The following is a 17,125-nucleotide window of genomic DNA, read 5'->3' as shown; positions in this document are numbered from 1 at the left end:
AACGATAATTGCCTGTTGTCTGTGCTGCGCCAATAAAGCCAAAAAGTTTCGGAAGGGGAGCGCGCGAGAGGGGGAACCCTTTTCAAAGGGTTCCCCCTCTCGCATCTTCTTCACTTCCAAAACGGCCCAAGGGCGGTGGTCAGGGAGGTGCCCGTCTCGCGGACGGCTTCGAAGTCTTCCGTTCGGGCCGGTTCCATGGCCTTAGCGGCCAGGGCGGCGAGGTCCGGCAGGCCGAGGTTGAGCAGGTTGCCCTTGAGGGCATGGGCCTGCTCGGCGCATTGCTCCCCGTCGCCCGCCCGGATCGCCGCATCAAGGCGCGTGAGCCCCATCCGCAGCACCGAGGCGGCCACGCAAAGGGCTTCTTCGGTTTCCGCCGGGCCCAGCTGGTGCGTCTCCAGCAGGAAGGCACGGGCGCGTTGGAGGTTGTCTGGCATCATCCCGCCGTTGGTATGGGTTCGGAAACGAGGGTTATGAGCACCGCTTCCAGGTCGTTGATGCGGTACGGCTTGGCGAAAAAGGCCGACATGCCGGCCTCGTGGCAGCGTTCGGCGTCCTCGGACGAGCTTTGGGCCGTCAGCGCCACGATGGGCGTTTCGATGCCGGCCGCGCGCGCCCGGCGCGTGGCCTCCAGGCCGTCGATGCCAGGCATGCGCACGTCCATGAACACGATGTGGAAGGGCGTGCCGGCATCGCGGGCGGCCAGGATCTTGTCCAGGGCTTCCTGGCCGTCGACGGCGAAGGACTGCTGGCCGACGCCGAGTTTTTCCAGGATCTTTTGGAGCAGGAAGCGGTTGAAGGGATTGTCCTCGGCCACCATGACGCGCAGCCCGCCGAGGTCCAGGGCCGGGGGCAGGGGACCCTCGGTCGGAGGCGGGGCGGAGACGGCGTCGGGCTCGGGCAGGCGCAGGGTGAAGAAAAAGGAGCTGCCCTTGCCCGGCTGGCTGGTCACCGAGAGCCCGGTGCCGCCGAGCAGCCGCACCAGCCGGTCGGAGATGGAAAGTCCCAGCCCCGTGCCGCCGTGGTTGCCGGCGATGGTTTCGTCGCTTTGGACGAACGGCTCGAAAATGCGTTCCCGCATGCCCTCGGGGATGCCGGGCCCGGTGTCCCGCACCGCGAACTGCACGGCCACCGGCCCCTCGTAGGCCATGGGTTCCCGGGCCCGGCTGGCGTAGAGGGTCACGCGCCCCTGGGGCGTGAATTTGATGGCGTTGGAGAGCAGGTTGAGCAGGATTTGTTTGAGGCGCATCGGATCGCACACCAGCACCCGGGGCAGATCCGGATCGCGTTCCAGGCAGAGGGTCAGGCCGCGCTCCGCGGCCAGCGGCTCCATGACCCGCCGGGTTTCCTCGAGCAGGCGTTCGATGTCCATGGGCGCGGGCCGGATTTCCAGGCGGCCGACCTCCATGCGGGAGAAATCGAGGAGGTCGCCAAGGATGACCAGCAGCCCCTCGCCGGCCGAGCGCATGGTGTCCACGCAATCACGCTGTTCGTCGGTCAATGCTGTTTTGCGCAGAATCTGGGTCAGGCCCAGGATGGCGTTTAAGGGCGTGCGGATCTCGTGGCTCATGTTGGCCAGGAAGGCCGATTTCATGCGGCTGGCTTCCTCGGCCTCCACCCGGGCCCGGATGAGGCTCGAGACGTCGACGAAGGATTCGATGCCGCCGGTGGGCGTGCCCGTGGCGTCGAGGATGGGGGCGGCGTTTTTGAGGATGGTCAGCCGCTGCCCGTCGCGGGTGAGGATCTGGGACTGGCGTTTTTGCACGGCGCCGTTGCCGGGCCTGGCCGGCTTGGCCGGACAGGGCGAGGGCGGGGATTCCCGCAAAAGGCCCGCCCGCTCGCGTCCGAGGGCCTGGTCGCGGCTGTAGCCGGTGATGGCCGTGAATTCGTCGTTTATGGTGACCACCACGTCGTCGCGGTTGACGATGCAGATCGCCGCCCCGGCGATGGTGATGACCTGTTCGAGAAAGCTTTTCTCGCGCTCCACCGAGAGTCTGGCCTCGACCAGCGGGGTGACGTCGATAAGCGACACGAGCAGGCCGATCAGGCTGCCCTGGTCGAAGACGGGCTGGAGCTTGGCCGTGACGTCCCGGACGCCCAGGCGGCGGTCGAAGGAGACCGGGGCATGGGCCACGCCCCGCCGGAAGAGGTCCAGAAAGGCGCTGGCCTGGTAGTCCTCGGTTTCCAGGTCCAGGGCGGCCAGTCCCTGGCCCAGGACGTCCTCGGCCGCGCGGCCGAGCAGGTTCAGGTAGCGGTCGTTTATTTCCATGACCAGGCCTTCGGGCGAGACGAAGGCGATGCCCTGGTCCAGGGCGTCGAGAATGGAGGACAGGCGCGTCAGACGGCCCGGCATGTCGCCAAGGACCGCCTGGACGGCGGGCAGAGGGGCGCGCCTTGCGGCGTGGAAGCCGCCGGGCCGTCGGTCCCGCTTACGTGGGGCTGGTCGCAGCCGCCGCCTGAAAGACATCCAGGCGCTCCTTGTAGGGCGGGTGGCCGAAAAAGGCCGACCCGGACACCAGCACGTCGGCGCCGGCCGCCACCAGGGCGGCGGTATTGTCCGGAGAGACGCCGCCGTCCACCTGGATGCGGAAGGAGAGGTCGCGTTCCCGACGCATGGCGGCAAGATCCTTGACCTTGTCCAGGCAGAACGGAATGAAGGATTGGCCGCCGAACCCGGGGTTGACGGTCATCACCAGCACCATCTCGAGTTGCGGCAGCAGGTATTCCACCTGGGAAAGGGGGGTGGCGGGATTGAGGGCCACGCCCGGGGCCGCGCCCAGGCGGCGGATTTCCGAGACCGCGCGTTCCAGGTGGACCGTGGCCTCGGCATGGACGCAGATGAGGTCCGAGCCGGCCTCGCGAAAGGCGGCCAGGTAACGCTCCGGCCGCTCGATCATGAGGTGCGTGTCGAAGTACAGTTTGCTGCGGCGGCGCATGGCGGCGATGATCGGCGGGCCGAAGGTGATGTTGGGCACGAACAGCCCGTCCATGACGTCCAGATGGACCCAGCGCAGGCCGGCCCCTTCCAGGGCGGCCAGTTCGTCGGCCAGCCGGCCGAAGTCGGAGGAAAGCAGGGAAGGCGAAAGAATAAACGGTGCGGGCATGACGACTCCGGCTGGAGGGGTGGTCAAAATTTCTGTTCCAGGTATATGGTCACGTACATAGACCGGCCAAGCCCCGTGGTCAAGGAACCGTCCCGTCAGCGCCCGCCCGGCGTCCGGCCGCCCGGTGTGGCGGCCCCGGCGTCGTCATGGAGGCCTTGTAACAATTGAACAATACAACTTGTGGGAATCATTTGTGAATTCGGACAGGGTGCCGCGTCACGCGTTTTCCGTGGCCTTGTCACCGAACCGTCACAGTCCGTCCATAGGTTTCGCCCGTGACCTGGGGCATTTCGCGCCAATCGTGGCGCGACAACCACTTAGGAGGGTTCTCAAGTGAAGAAACTTATTGGTATCGTGGCCGCGCTGTTGCTCGTGGCCTCCACCGCGTTTGCCGAAACCGCCATCAAAGTCAACGGTTCCACCACCGTCCTGCCCATCATGCAGAAGGTCGTCGAGGCCTACATGAAGGCCCATCCGGACGTGAAGATTTCCGTTTCCGGCGGCGGTTCGGGCAACGGCATCAAGTCCCTGATCGACGGTTCCACCGATATCGCCATGGCTTCGCGCGCCATGGAGCAGAAGGAAATCGACCTGGCCAAGAGCAAGGGCGAAAATCCGGTCCAGACCGTGGTGGCCATCGACGCCATCGTCCCGATCGTCAATCCGGCCAACAAGCTCGAAGCCGTCAACCTGGAGCAGCTCAAGGAGCTCTACACCGGCAAGGTGACCTCCTGGAAGGATCTCGGCGGCACGGGCCCGGTGGTCGTCATTTCCCGCGACACCTCCTCGGGCACCTATGAGTGCTGGGAGAACCTGGTCATGAAAAAGGCCCACGTGTTCCCCGGCGCCCTGATGCAGGCTTCCAACGGCGCCGTGGTCCAGGCCGTCAGCAAGAACAAGAACGCCATCGGCTACATCGGCCTGGGCTACCTCGACGCCTCCACCAAGCCGCTGAGCGTCAACGGCGTCAAGGCCACCGCCGAGACCGCCAAGTCCAAGAAGTACCCCATATCCCGCGACCTCTACATCTACACCAACGGCGCTCCCGCCGGCGCGGTCAAGGGCCTGGTGGACTTCCTGCTCGGCGCCGAAGGCCAGAAGCTGGTCAAGGCAGTCGGTTACGTGCCCCTGAGCTAGTCGCCTTCGCACCAAACCTCCGCCCATTTACGCGTCCCGGTTCCGGCTTGCGGGGCCGGGACGCGCTCTCGGGAGAAATCGCATGGCCCTTTCGCGCAAAGCCAAGGACGACCTGATCCGCAACATGTTCTTTCTGACGGCGCTGTCCTCCATCGTGGCCCTGGCGCTCATCATGATCTATCTGTTCGTCGAGGGCCTGCCGATTTTCAGCGTGGTCTCGGTGACGGATTTTCTGTTCGGGTCGCTGTGGTATCCCACCTCGGATCCGCCGTTGTTCGGCATCTTTCCGCTGATCGTGGCCTCGCTCGCCGTCACGGCCCTGTCCTCGGCCATCGCCATCCCGCTCGGGGTCATGACCGCCATTTACCTGGCCGAGATCGCCAGCCGCAAGACCCGCGACATCTTCAAGCCCATTGTCGAGCTTTTGGCCGCGCTGCCCTCGGTCGTCATCGGCTTTTTCGGCATGGTGGTGGTCGCGCCCTACCTGCAGGACACCTTCGACCTGGCCACCGGGCTCAACCTTTTCAATGCCTCGCTCATGCTGGCCTTCATGTCCGTGCCGACCATCTGCTCGGTGTCCGAGGACGCCATCTACTCCGTGCCCCGCGAGCTCAAGGAAGCCTCGCTGGCCTTGGGGGCGACCCATTTCGAGACCATCGCCAAGGTGGTGCTGCCGGCCTCGCTGTCCGGCATTTCCACGGCGGTCATGCTCGGCATGTCCCGGGCCATCGGCGAGACCATGGTCGTGCTCATGGTCGCCGGCGGCGCGGCGATCATCCCCACCTCCATTTTTTCGCCCGTGCGGCCCATGCCGTCGAGCATCGCCGCGGAAATGGCCGAGGCGGCCTTTCGCGGCAACCACTACCGGGCGCTTTTCGCCATCGGCATCGTCCTTTTCCTTTTCACGCTGGTTTTCAATATCGTGGCCAGCCACGTGGCCGAAAAGCACAAACAGGTCGGCGCGGCCACCCTGTAGTGCCTAAGGAGCGCCAACATGAACGCCAACGCCATCACCCAGGCCGGCCTTGCCCGCCGCCACCGCACCCAGAAGATCATGTGGGGCGTGTTCGGGCTGTCCTCGCTCGTGAACATGGCCGCCTTGGTCCTTATCTGCGGCTTCTTGCTGGTCAAGGGCCTGCCGGCCATCTCCTGGAGTTTCCTCACCGAGATGCCGCGCGACTCCATGACCGCCGGCGGCATCCTGCCCTGCATCCTCGGCACCATCTACCTGAGCCTCGGCACCATGGCCGTGGCCTTTCCCCTGGGCGTGGCCTCGGCCGTCTACCTCAACGAATACGCCACCCCCGGCCGGACGCTGCGGCTCATCCGGCTTGGCATCAACAACTTGGCCGGCGTGCCCTCGGTGGTGTTCGGCCTTTTCGGCCTGGCCTTTTTCGTGACCTTTTTCGGGCTCGGCGTGAGCCTGCTCTCGGGCATCCTGACGCTGTCCATCCTGGTTTTGCCGGTGATCATCGGCACGGCCGAGGAGGCGCTCAAGTCCGTGCCCCAGACCTATCGCGAGGCCTCTCTCGGCCTTGGGGCCACCAAGTGGCAGACCATCCGGCTGGTGGTTTTGCCGGCGGCCATGCCGGGCATGCTGACCGGGGCCATCCTGGGCCTTTCCCGCGCGGCCGGCGAGACGGCGGCCATCATGTTCACGGCCGCGGTCTTTTTCACGCCCTATCTGCCGACCCACCTTACCGATTCGGTCATGGCCCTGCCGTACCACATCTACGTCCTGGCCACGGCCGGCACCGAGATCGACAAGACGCGGCCCCTGCAATACGGCACGGCGCTGGTGCTGATTGTGCTGGTGCTCGGCATGAACCTGGGGGCCATCCTCTACCGGGCCAAGCTGCAGAAGAAGCGCTGATCCGGACGAGCGGCAGGCGGCGGAAAAAACTGGACTTGTCATCGCGGTTGGGATTGTATCGCAACTGAAGGCAAAAAAGGCATCCCGCGTCCGCGACGCGCGCGTCCCTTTCCGGGACGGCGGCCGACGGCGGGGGAGGCGGCGGCTTCGAACGTGCTTGACGCAAGGTCCCTTCCGGGGCCGATCGGGAGCAGCATTGCCGCAGGCGGTGAAGACATTGAGCCGAAAAGGCGGCGTGGCGCATGGGGCGTCGCGCCGCCTTTTACTTTGGGACGCCGCGCCCGGCGTCCCCGGGACCTGGAGGCTGGTTTCGGGGACGCGGCCCGATGGGGGAAGGCGCGCGGCAAACGGGCGTCGGGGAAGCGGCCGCGGCTGTCGCGGCCGGTTTGGGCCGACGTCGTCAGGGTCCAGGGAGGACTGGCATGACGCGACAGGTGCAGGGACCGGGACGCAAGAATTACGTGCTCGACACCAACGTTCTGATCGAAAACCCGGAAAGCGTGCTGCGGCTGCGAAACGGCGTGGAAAACGCCATCCACATTCCCTACCACGTGCTCATGGAGCTTGAAGGCTTAAAGAAAACCCCGAAACTCCGCCACATTGTGGCCAACGTCATCCAGGTCTTAAGCGACAACCGGGAGCATATCCACTTCATCCAGAACGACAAGAGCCATTCCGCCTTCACCGATATCGTCGACAACCATATCCTCGACGAAATCCAGGCCTCGTCCATCGAGGACCCGGTGCTCGTGACCAACGACCGCATCCTGAAGCTCCAGGCCGAGCTGCGCGGCCTCAAAAGCGAGGAGCTGCGCGACTCCAAGCCCTTCGAATCCGAATCCCAGCGCTACACGGGATTCGCCGAGGAGGGCGAGGAACTCGTCCCCAACTGCTTCACCTGGCGCGACGGCAAGCCCGTGCTCCACGCGCCGGACGGCGAAAAGATCATCAACTACACCTGCGACGTCTGGAACGTGCGGCCGCGCACCGTCTACCAGAATCTGGCCCTGGAACTCATCATGTCCCAGCACATCGACCTGGTGTCCATCCAGAGCGAGGCCGGCTACGGCAAGACCTTCCTGGCGCTGGCGGCGGCGCTTTTCGCGGTGCAGGAGAAAAAGCACTACGAAAAGATCTTCGTGCTCAAGCCCACCATCGAGATCGGGGCCAAGCTCGGCTACCTGCCGGGCGACGTGACCGAGAAGATGGAACCCTACGTGAAGTACGTCTTCGACTTGCTGGTCAAGCTCCACCGCTGCCGGGCGGCCAACAAGGTGTTTCTCAACCCCAACGACGAGATGCTGCGCATCAATCCGAAGAAGTTCGAAATTCTTCCCCTGGCCTTCGTGCGTGGCATGAACATCGAAAACGCCTTCGTCATCATCGACGAGGCGCAAAACCTGTCGCGCACCGAGGTGCGGGCCGTGCTCACCCGCATGGGCGAGGGCGTCAAGTGCGTGGTGCTCGGCGACACCTCGCAGGTCGACAACCCCTATCTCAACGAGGCCAACAACGGTCTCAACTGGATCGTGCGCAAGTTCAAGGGATTCCCCAACTACGCCCATATCGTGCTCAAGGGCGAGCGTTCGCGCGGCCCCATCACGGACATGGTGCTCAAGTCGAAATTGTAGCCGCGGACATGCGTTGACGCGAAAAGGGCGGCCTGGGGTCGCCCTTTTTTTTGCCGGCGCGGGCTGGCCTGCGGCGGTTTCCGGTTCCGGGCTGCGGCGCGGTCCGACCTGGGGAAGGGCACGGAAACGCGAGCCCCTTGCAACCGGGCGCGCATTGTGTGTATCGAAGTACAAGCTGGCGAACTTTCCGCTTCGCCTTGGCGCTTGTTCCTGCGGGGCACGCCGCGCCTGTCCGCGCGGTCCGAAAAGGAGGAAACGGGGCGTTTTCCCCCCGGCCACGCCATGAAAAAAACGTCGCTGTTCGGCTGCTCGCCGTCCTGTTTGGCCTTGGCGCTTGCGCTGCCTGTCGTGGCGTTCGTCTTGCAATGGCTGCTGTGGTCCACGCTGGAACCTTTTGGCTGGATTCTTTTTTTCCCGGCCGTGTTCTTCAGTTCGCAGATCGGCGGCGTGGCCGGCGGCCTGGCCGCCACGGCGGAATCGGCAATACTCGGGCTTTGTTTCGTGGCCCCGTATTATTCCTTTCGGGTGGGAAGCACGGTCAGCCTCGTTTCCGTATTGGTCTTCATCGGCATGGGTGTGCTGTTCAGCCTGACCCATGCCCGTCTCGGCCGGGCCAGGCGGGCGGCCGAGACGGCCTTGGCCGCTTCGCGGGAGGCCAATGACCGCCTGCGCGGGGCCAACGAGGAAATCACCCGCCTCTACGAGCAGACGCGGGAACTCGACGCGCTCAAGACCAATTTTTTCGCCAACGTGAGCCACGAGCTGCGTACGCCCCTGACCCTGATCCTGGGCTCCCTGGCCAAGCGGCTGGGCGCGGCGGAGACGCCCCCGGAAGCGCGGCGGGACTACCGCGTCATGGAGCGCAACGCCAAACTGCTCCTGGCGCATGTGACCGATCTGCTCGACGTGGCCCGTCTCGACGCCGGGCGCATGGAGCTGCGCTATGCCCGCTGCGACATGGCCCGGCAGGCGCGGTTCATGGCCTCGTGCTTCGAGTCCCTGGCCCGGGAGCGCGGCATAAGCCTCACTGTCGACGCGCCCCGGGCGTTGACGGCCGAAGTCGATGTCGAGAAGGTCCGGCGCATATTGCAAAATCTGCTCTCCAACGCCTTCAAGTTCACACCTGACGGCGGACGTGTGGAAATGCGCCTGGCGCGCACGGACGGGCACTTTCGCCTGACCGTGGCCGACGACGGCCCGGGCATCCCCGACGACCAGAAGCAGGTGGTTTTCGAGCGTTTCCGCCAGCTCGATTCCGGGGAGAACCGCTCACACGGCGGCACGGGGCTGGGCCTTGCCATCGCCAAGGAGTTCGCCCTGCTCCACGGCGGCGATGTGACCCTGACGACGAATCCGGCCGGCGGGGCCGTCTTCACCGTCACCCTGCCCGTGGCCGCTCCGGCCGGGGTCACGGTCCACGACGCGCCGGACGATGGCCGCCCCGAACCTTCTCCACCCATCCCCGCCGCCCCCGCCGACGCCATCACCGCCTCCGCCCGTCCTTCCGAAGAGCGGGCCGGGATGCCGCTGGTCCTTGTCATCGAGGACAACGCGGACATGCGCGACTATTTGCTCGATATCCTCGGCGGTCGGTACCGGACGCTTGCGGCCGTCAACGGACGGGAGGGGCTGGCCGCGGCCAAGGCCCGCCACCCGGACCTGATCGTTTCGGACGTGATGATGCCGGTACTGAGCGGCACGGAAATGGTGCGTGAGCTGCGCCGCGACCCGGCCCTGGACAAGGTGCCTGTGGTCATGCTCACGGCCAAGGCCGACGACACCCTGCGTCGCCGGCTCATCGCCGAGCGGGTCCAGGACTATCTGGTCAAGCCTTTCGACGCCGAGGAACTGCTCGCCCGCATCGGCCGGCTGCTGGCGGATACGGGCCGCCACGCCCAGGACCTCGGCGCCAGCGAGCGGCGTTTCCAGGCCACCTTCGAACTGGCGGCCGTGGGCATCGCCCTGGTCGGCCCGGACGGGCGCTGGTTGCGGGTCAACAACAAATTGTGCGACATCCTGGGCTACCCCTGCGAGGCGCTCCTCGGCATGACCTTTCAGCAGATAACCCACCCGGACGACCTCGATGCCGACATGGGCAAGGTGCGGCAGGTGCTGGCCGGCAACCTCAACACCTATAACCGGGAGAAGCGCTACATCCGCAAGGACGGTTCCTTCGTGTGGGTGAACCTGACCGTGGCCCTGGTCCGGGATGCGGCGGGACAGCCGGACTATTTCATTTCCGTGATCGAGGACATCGACCGCCGCAAGCGCGCCGAGGAGGCCTTGCTGCGCTCCCGGGACGAGCTGGCGCGGGCGGCCGAGCAGGCGAAGCAACTCGCCAGCCGGGCCGAGGCCGCGAGCCTGGCCAAAAGCTCCTTTCTGGCCAACATGAGCCACGAGATCAGGACGCCCCTCAATGGCCTTATGGGCATGATGCAGCTGCTCAAGACCACGGCGCTCGATGACGAGCAGCTGCAGTATGCCGACATGGCCATCCGTTCCGGCGGCCGGCTGACCCGGCTCCTGGGCGACATCCTCGACCTGTCCCGCATCGAGGCCGCGCGCCTGACGCTGCACGTCGCCCCCTTCAGCCTGGCCGACGTTTTTGCCGCCATCACCGAAACCTTCGCCCCGCTGGCCCTGGAAAAGGGGTTGCCGCTCGTCTGCCTGGCCAACCCGGACCTGCCCCGGAACGTCATCGGCGACGAGACGCGGTTGCGCCAGATACTTTTCAACCTCGCCGGCAACGCCATGAAGTTCACCGTCGCCGGCGAAGTGCGGGTGGAGGGCTGGAGCCTGCTGCCGCTGCCGGACGGGCGCGCGCGCCTGCTGTTCGCCGTTTCCGACACGGGCGTCGGCATTCCCGACGACAAGCTCGACGCCGTGGGCGAAGCCTTCACCCAGGTGGAAAGCACCTACACCCGCGACCAACAGGGGGCGGGGCTCGGGCTTGCCATCTGCCGGGAATTGACGCGGCTCATGGGCGGTTCGCTCACCATCGAAAGCGAGCTCGGCGTGGGGACCACCGTCTGGCTCATGCTGCCGTTCGCGCTGCCGCGGGGGGAGTATGTCTCCATCGATGCGCCCATGGACGCGCCGCCCGCGTCCCAGGGAGCCTGCCGGGTGCTCGTGGTCGAGGACGACCAGGTCAACCAGCTGGCGGCCAAGGGTTTGCTCGAAAAAATGGGTTGTACGGTGGATCTGGCCGACGATGGCGAACAGGCGGTGGCGGCTGTCGCGCGGCAGCGCTTCGACTGCGTGTTCATGGATGTCCAGATGCCGGTCCTCGACGGGCTGGAGGCCACCCGGCGCATTCGCCGGGCCGGCCACGCCGGCCTGCCCATCGTGGCCATGACCGCCTATGCCATGGGCGGGGACCGGGAGAAGTGCGAGGCCGCCGGCATGAACGACTACATCGCCAAGCCGGTGGAGCGCCAAAGCCTGGCGCGGGTCCTGCGTCGGGCGCGGCGGATGCGCGCCTGAAACGCGGCGAAGGACGCGGCGGGGCGCTTTGGCGCGGCGGGATCGGAGCCCCGTCGCCTTTTGCCATCAAACTGTAAATCGCCTAGCATAAAAATGTCGCGAAGCAGGTGGCACGTCCCGATCCCCATGGGCCGTCGCCACAAGGAGAACCGTATTATGTCCGCATCGCGCAAACGGAAATTCGAGTTGGTCCTGCCCCGGGTCGAAGCCCTGGCCGCCCTGACCGACCTTACGGCCCAGGCCGCCGAAGGCAATCTGGTCATCGACGGCGAGGTGGTGCCCCTTGAGGACTTCACGAGCCTCAAAATCGCCATCAAGCACCTCGGCGCGTCCTCGCTGCTCAAGGTCAGCCTCAAATATCCGGCCCTGGGCCTGGCCGCGCTGCCGACCCCGGCCGGGGTCGAGGCCGAGGACGCGGCCCGCGAGGCGGCCCTGGCCGGTGCGCCCGAAACCGTGGAGTCCGAAGGCAGGCCGAAATACAAGGGCCTCAAAAAACGCATGAAGCATTTTTTCAAGGCCATCGTGACGTCGCTGCGGGCCGGACTGGTTCCGGATGCCGACAGCCTGGCTGGCTTTATCGCCGACAGTCGGCGGATGACCAGCTATCCCGGCAAGGGCGACGCCTTCTATCCGGCCTACGACGCCGAGGTGGACCGGCTCGAGGCCGCCGCCGCCAGCGGGGACCTCGAGGCCATGACCGCCTCGGTGGCCGCGCTCGATCGCATGAAAAAGGAGTGTCACAGCCGCCATGCCTGATGCATCGACCGTATCGGCCGTAAGCCGCGACAGCGCCCATCCGGGGCCGGAAGAGACCCGTTGCGTCGAAATCGACCTGTCCCGGGTGGACCGGGACGTGACCGAGGAGGACGAGGCCGCTTTCGCCCGCATCAACGACACGCGCCTGTCCCCGGAACAGGTGGACCGCATCGTCAATCCGGCGCGCACCTACCCCCGCCAGGAATACGTGCTGGCCGCTCACTGGCACCCCGAGCACGTGCCCATGGAGCTGCTCAAAAAGCGCATCGACAACCTCTATCCCGGCCGCGTCGACGAGCTCGTCATCCCCACTCAGCACAACGTGCTCCTGGAGTACGACGGCTACCAGGGCGTGGAGGTGGACTGCTATTCCAGCGGCTTCAACCGCAAGGTGCAGCTTCTGCTGCACTTCAAGGGCCTTGACTCGGAACGGGCCGAGGTCCTGTCCTCCATGCTGCGCCACACCCACCGTTACCGCGCCTCCCAGCTTTTCGAGTATGTCGACGCCCTGGCCGAGCCGGTCGGGGAGCAGCGCCGCCAGATCGCGGCCGGCCGCACCAATTCCGACGAGGAGATGGTGGAATTCGTGCGCATCCAGGCCGCCAAGATCAAGGCCCTGCTGCTCATCCACGAAGGCGACATGCCCGAGGACGCCTACAAGAACAAGCTCGTGCGCAACTTCCTCGACACCCTACGCTCCCGTTTCGGCGACCGCATCGTCAACCGGGCCCAGGTTTACGCCAAGGCCGTCAAGGATCTGGTCAAGGAGGCCTTCTCCCTGTCCTATTTCTACCGGGCCTCGGAGATCATCGAGGAAGCCCGGTCGCTCGGGGCCGGCATCGTCATCCCCCACCCGGAACAGTTCTGGCCCATCCTGCTGGCCGATTACGACGTGGACGGCATCGAGGTCTGGAATCCCCAGTCCCAGCAGTACACCGAGTTTTTGATCAACGTCGTCAACCGCCGCAACCGCATGGGCTGGCACGGCAAGCGGCCGCTGCTCATCTTCATGGGCGACGATTGCCACATGAGCGAGAAGACCCGGCCACCGGCGGAGCAGGATACGGAAAAGGCGGCCCGGGAAATCGGCCTCCAGCCGGCCTGGCACGACTTCGCCATCCGCAAGAGTCTCATCATCAACGGGGTGAGCCGGCGCAAGATCATAAACGAGTACCGGTCGCGGCTCGGTCAGCCCTAGCGGTGTCTTTTTGAAATTCTAATTATTTCAAATTGTTGTCGTCTGGAAGTGGCGGAATTTCTTTCGCGGGCGCGCCGTTTCGGGCCCTGTTTCGGGAGGCGGCGGCGCGGCTGCCGCCAATCCCCTCTTGCAATTGTTCCGGCATGTTGGAATGCTGGAATTTCGTCGTGGGGCCGGCCCGGCCCCCGGGACTGGCCGGACGGCAAGGAGGGGCGGCGTGGATAAGGAATCCCGGTTCAAGTACGAGTCCGTGCAGGATGCCGCGACGCTTAGGCGTTACATGGAGGCGTTGACCGCCGGTTTCGCCGCCGGCGAGTTACGCTTTTCCAGCCGCGAGGGCGAGGTTTGCCTGCACCCGGGCGGCACCATCGGCTTTGTTGTCGAGGCCAAGTCCATGAGCGGGCGCATGAAGCTCAACCTCAAGTTCTCCTGGCGCGAGGACGGCGGGGAAAGCGAGGGGGACGGGGGCCTGACCATCGCCCCGGGCGCGTCGGATTCCTGATCGGCCGACGGGGGGCGTGGTCATGCGCATTCTGGAAGGCATCGAGGAAAATTTTCGTTTCATGGTGCTCGAGGTGTCCAAGCAGGTCTCGAGCGCCCTGCTTGTGGTCGAACGTCCGGACCCGGCGCGCATCAAGCGCATCGAAAGCCGCGACGACTACATCGACAACCTCAAAAGCGTCATCGAAAACGCCTGCTGGGGCCGCATCCACGGTTCGCGCGACATGAGCAAGCGCACCCTGGATCTGGTGCGCGCCGCCAACATCATCAACATCAACCTCGAACGCATCGCCGACTACGCCGTCAACATCGTCTCCCAGGTCCAGTACCTGACCGATCCCAACTTCATCCGGCGCTACGAATACCGCGATCCCTTCGTGGACGTGGACAAGGCCCTCGGGCTGGTCTACCCGGCGCTCACCCGCCAGGACGTGCGTCTGGCGCTGAATATCTGCCGGGCGGAATTCTCCCTGGACAACCGGTTCAAGGCCGCCTTCGACGCCATCCTGGCCGACCTGCGCCGGGGGGAATCGCCGGAAAATTCCATCTCGAGCTTCAACATTTTCCGCTATCTCGAGCGCATGGGCGACGCCCTGCTCAATATCGGCGAGGCCGTCATTTTCGCCGCCCTCGGCGAGAAGCTCAAAATCCATCAATACCAGGCCTTGCAGGATTCCCTGGCCCACGGCGGCGTGGACATGCCGCTTTCCGCCGGCGATTTCAGCTCCATCTGGGGCACCCGGTCGGGCTGCCGCATCGGCCGGGTCCAGGAGGAGCAAGGCCCACGCTCCAAGGGCGTGCTCTTCAAGGAGGGCAACGCCGACAAACTGGCCAAGGAAAAGGAGAATATCGAGCGCTGGCAGCGGCTTTTGCCGGGACTTCCGCCCAACATCCAGGCCTTTCAGACCGACGGCGAATCGGCCTCCATGCTGCTCGAGTACCTGGGCGGCTGCAACCTCCAGGAAGTGGTGCTGACCGCCGACCGGGAGGTGGTGGAAAACGCCTGCTTCCTGGTCACCCAGACCGTGGGCGGCATCTGGGAACAGACGCTTTCCCGCCAGCCTGTGGCCCCGGATTTCATGGGCCAGATGCGCGCCCGCCTGGACGACGTCTTTCGCCTCTATCCCGGCTTCGCCGCCGGTCCCAAGCGCCTTTGCGGCGTGGACATCCCGGGCCTTTCCGAACTGCTCGCCGCCGCCGAGGACGCCGAAGCGGGCCTTGCCGCCCCCTTTCGCGTGTTTTTGCACGGCGACTTCAACCTCAACAACATCGTCTACGACCACACCGCCCAGCGCATCCACTACATCGACCTGCACCGTTCCCGGGAAGGGGACTACGTCCAGGACACGGCCGTGTTCCTGGCTTCCAATTTCCGCCTGCCCGTGTTCGAGACGGCGCTGCGCGACCGGCTGTCGCTGGTCATGCGGCGGTTTTTGGAATTCGCCCGCACCTTCGCCGTCGAACAGGGCGATGCGCTCTTCGAGGCGCGGCTGGTCTTCGGCGTGGCCAGGGCCCTGGCCACCTCGGCCCGGTTCGAGATGAACCGGCCCTTTGCCCAGGAACTGTTCCTGCGCGGCGTGTATTTGCTCACCCGCGCCGCCGGCCACGCCGGCCGCCCCTTCGAAGAACTCACCTTCCCCGACGCTGTGCTCGTGTATTGAGGGGAAGTAAGGAAAGAAAAGTGCGAGAGGGGAAACCCTTTGAAAAGGGTTCTCCCCTCTCGCGCTCTCCCTTTCCTAAACTTTCTCCTGTTGCGAGAGTCGATTAGATAACCTGCTGTTCCCTGTAGGAGTCTTTGGAAAGGGGGCCCGGGGGGAGAACCTTTTGTAAGACAAGGTTTCCCCTCGGCGCATATTTCTCCAAAGTCTTCTCCTCCCTTCATGCAACAAACGGCTTGCGGCAGATGCGGCAGGGGCCGGGGGGCAGGGCTTTGCCGAAGCCGGCCCGGAAGGCGGCGTATTTGGGTTCGCGCCAGATGCGGGCGAGCGTGGTTTGCCCCACGTTGCCGAACGACAGGCGGCTGCCGGCGGCGGGGTGCGGGGGCTGGATCGGCAGGGCCGTGAACACGCACGGGCAAACGTCGCCCCGGGCGTCCACCACCAGCGAGGCTTGGGGGTTTTCCGGACACGAGGCGCGTCGCGAAAGCGATGGCGGCCGGCAATGCAGCCGGATGCCGCTTTGTCGCAGCGTTGCGGCGGCGCTGCTGATGCGGGCGCGAAAGGCTTCCTGTTCGGCCGCGTCCATGGGCAGCAGGGCTTCGTTGGCCAATGCGGGGTTCGGCACGTAATCGAGGCTGCTGACCACCACCTGGGCCACGCCGCGTTCGGCGAGAAGCGGAGGCAGGGCTTCGAGGTCCGCCGTGTCGGCGCGCAGGAGAAGGTAGGCGATATGCACTTCGGGCTTGGCGCTATTCGCCGCCGCCTTGGCCTCGGCCAGCGCCTCCAGGGCGGCCATGACCCGGTCGAAGGGCGCGCCGGGACGCAGCCTGTCGTGGCGCGCCCGGATCCCGGCCAGGGACAGGGCGATGACCTCAAGCCCCGAGGCGACGAGGGTTTTGGCCATGGCGGCGTCGATCAGGACGCCGTTGGAGGTGGTCCCGGCGCGCATCCCGGCCGCCGACACCTCACGAACCATGTCCGGCAGGCGGGGATGCAGCAGCGGTTCGCCCCATCCCTGGAGGTGGACATACGGGGTGGCGAGCTGCGGCAGAAGCCGTCGGAAAAGGGCCCAATCCAGATCCGCGTCGCGCCAGGCGGTCCTGGCTGTCGTTCGCGGGCAGTAGCCGCAGCGCGCGTTGCAGCGCGTGGTGACCTCGATCTGCACCCAGTCCAAACGCGGCGTCGCAAAAAGACGGCGTAAAAGGTTCATAGCCAAATCTATCACTCCCAGCGGGGCAAATCCACAAGGCAACGGCAGTCCTGTCGACCCTCGACCGTTTCCCGCATCTTCTTGGCGACCTGATCCCCTCCCCGTAGGAAAACGACGCATCTTTGAGGCGGGGTTGTTTTTTTTCTTGCACTGGCGACGTGGAGGTGTAGTGTGATCTAGCCTGGCCATGAAACGTGTTGTTATAAAAAACTATTTACAGGGGGCAACTATGTTGAACAAGAAATTTTTCATCTCGTTGGCAACTGTGTGTGTTTTTGTGTGGATGATGGCGACTGTTTCCATGGCCTTTGCCCAAACGGGGGCGCCTGCTGGCGCGCAAGGTGCTGTGGCGGGCGGTGCGGCGGGCGGTGCGGCCGCTCAGAGCGTGACGAACAATGTGGCTGTGGCGCAAGGCGTCGCCACGGCATGGGGCGACTCCGCGGCGGTTGGCGCGAACTTCAATTTCGGCAATCCCGCCACGACCAGCACGGTTGGCCTGCCGCAACAGGTGCAGGGCGCCATCATGCTCGGCGAATACGAAGCCTTTATCATGGCGCTGCAGGCTCTTCAGTTCTAG

14 protein-coding genes are annotated in these 17,125 nt (G+C 65.3%); 10 read left to right on the top strand and 4 right to left on the bottom strand.

Annotation, left to right across the window (positions count from 1 at the left end):
* Positions 1-110: 110 nt before the first annotated feature.
* The 3 genes from DESFRDRAFT_RS16020 to rpe form a co-directional block, all read right to left on the bottom strand.
* Positions 111-434 (bottom strand): Hpt domain-containing protein, encoded by a 324-nt coding sequence (locus DESFRDRAFT_RS16020; protein ID WP_005995643.1) that lies wholly within the window; start codon positions 432-434, stop codon positions 111-113.
* Entirely contained in the window at positions 434-2,350 is a 1,917-nt protein-coding gene (locus tag DESFRDRAFT_RS16015; protein ID WP_233489630.1) for a PAS domain-containing hybrid sensor histidine kinase/response regulator, read from the bottom strand. Before DESFRDRAFT_RS16015 ends, DESFRDRAFT_RS16020 begins: the two co-directional genes overlap by 1 nt.
* Positions 2,351-2,426: 76 nt before the next feature.
* A complete protein-coding gene (rpe, locus tag DESFRDRAFT_RS16010) occupies positions 2,427-3,101 on the bottom strand; it encodes a ribulose-phosphate 3-epimerase (protein WP_005995640.1) in 675 nt (224 codons plus the stop codon).
* Between the two features lie 333 nt (positions 3,102-3,434).
* Here rpe and DESFRDRAFT_RS16005 point away from each other — a divergent pair, with 333 nt between their 5' ends.
* The 9 genes from DESFRDRAFT_RS16005 (at position 3,435) to DESFRDRAFT_RS15965 (ending at position 15,341) form a co-directional block, all read left to right on the top strand.
* Positions 3,435-4,238 (top strand): PstS family phosphate ABC transporter substrate-binding protein, encoded by an 804-nt coding sequence (locus DESFRDRAFT_RS16005; RefSeq protein ID WP_005995638.1) that lies wholly within the window; start codon positions 3,435-3,437, stop codon positions 4,236-4,238.
* An 82-nt stretch (positions 4,239-4,320) separates the two neighbouring features.
* Positions 4,321-5,214 (top strand): phosphate ABC transporter permease subunit PstC, encoded by an 894-nt coding sequence (gene pstC / locus DESFRDRAFT_RS16000; protein WP_005995637.1) that lies wholly within the window; start codon positions 4,321-4,323, stop codon positions 5,212-5,214.
* Positions 5,215-5,232: 18 nt separating this feature from the next.
* Positions 5,233-6,111, top strand: coding sequence for a phosphate ABC transporter permease PstA (pstA, locus tag DESFRDRAFT_RS15995; protein ID WP_005995636.1), 879 nt, complete (start codon positions 5,233-5,235; stop codon positions 6,109-6,111).
* A 422-nt stretch (positions 6,112-6,533) separates the two neighbouring features.
* The gene (locus DESFRDRAFT_RS15990) at positions 6,534-7,742 is read left to right on the top strand and encodes a PhoH family protein (protein WP_005995635.1); all 1,209 of its coding nucleotides are present in this window, start codon (positions 6,534-6,536) and stop codon (positions 7,740-7,742) included.
* 282 nt (positions 7,743-8,024) lie between these two features.
* Positions 8,025-11,225 (top strand): ATP-binding protein, encoded by a 3,201-nt coding sequence (locus DESFRDRAFT_RS15985; protein ID WP_005995634.1) that lies wholly within the window; start codon positions 8,025-8,027, stop codon positions 11,223-11,225.
* Positions 11,226-11,381: 156 nt separating this feature from the next.
* Positions 11,382-11,981 carry a GAK system XXXCH domain-containing protein gene (locus DESFRDRAFT_RS15980; RefSeq protein WP_005995633.1) on the top strand — a complete coding sequence of 200 codons (600 nt, stop codon included), beginning with the start codon at positions 11,382-11,384 and terminating at the stop codon, positions 11,979-11,981.
* Entirely contained in the window at positions 11,974-13,179 is a 1,206-nt protein-coding gene (locus DESFRDRAFT_RS15975; protein WP_005995632.1) for a hypothetical protein, read from the top strand. The genes DESFRDRAFT_RS15980 and DESFRDRAFT_RS15975 overlap by 8 nt, the downstream gene beginning before the upstream one ends.
* A 217-nt stretch (positions 13,180-13,396) precedes the next feature.
* Positions 13,397-13,681, top strand: a complete 285-nt coding sequence (locus DESFRDRAFT_RS15970; RefSeq protein ID WP_005995631.1) for an amphi-Trp domain-containing protein — start codon at positions 13,397-13,399, stop codon at positions 13,679-13,681.
* Positions 13,682-13,703: 22 nt separating this feature from the next.
* Positions 13,704-15,341: a PhoU domain-containing protein gene (locus tag DESFRDRAFT_RS15965; protein ID WP_005995630.1), complete on the top strand. Its 1,638-nt coding sequence runs from the start codon at positions 13,704-13,706 to the stop codon at positions 15,339-15,341.
* 217 nt (positions 15,342-15,558) lie between these two features.
* Here the strand turns inward: DESFRDRAFT_RS15965 and DESFRDRAFT_RS15960 are convergent, their stop codons facing one another.
* Positions 15,559-16,548, bottom strand: coding sequence for a radical SAM protein (locus DESFRDRAFT_RS15960; protein ID WP_005995629.1), 990 nt, complete (start codon positions 16,546-16,548; stop codon positions 15,559-15,561).
* Between the two features lie 229 nt (positions 16,549-16,777).
* Between DESFRDRAFT_RS15960 and DESFRDRAFT_RS15955 the strand changes: the two genes are divergently transcribed.
* Positions 16,778-17,125, top strand: a complete 348-nt coding sequence (locus DESFRDRAFT_RS15955) for a hypothetical protein (RefSeq protein ID WP_005995628.1) — start codon at positions 16,778-16,780, stop codon at positions 17,123-17,125.

This window comes from Solidesulfovibrio fructosivorans JJ], assembly GCF_000179555.1.
Classification (GTDB): domain Bacteria; phylum Desulfobacterota; class Desulfovibrionia; order Desulfovibrionales; family Desulfovibrionaceae; genus Solidesulfovibrio; species Solidesulfovibrio fructosivorans.
Note: the sequence above shows the minus strand (reverse complement) of the source record. Positions and strands in the feature narration are given on the sequence as shown.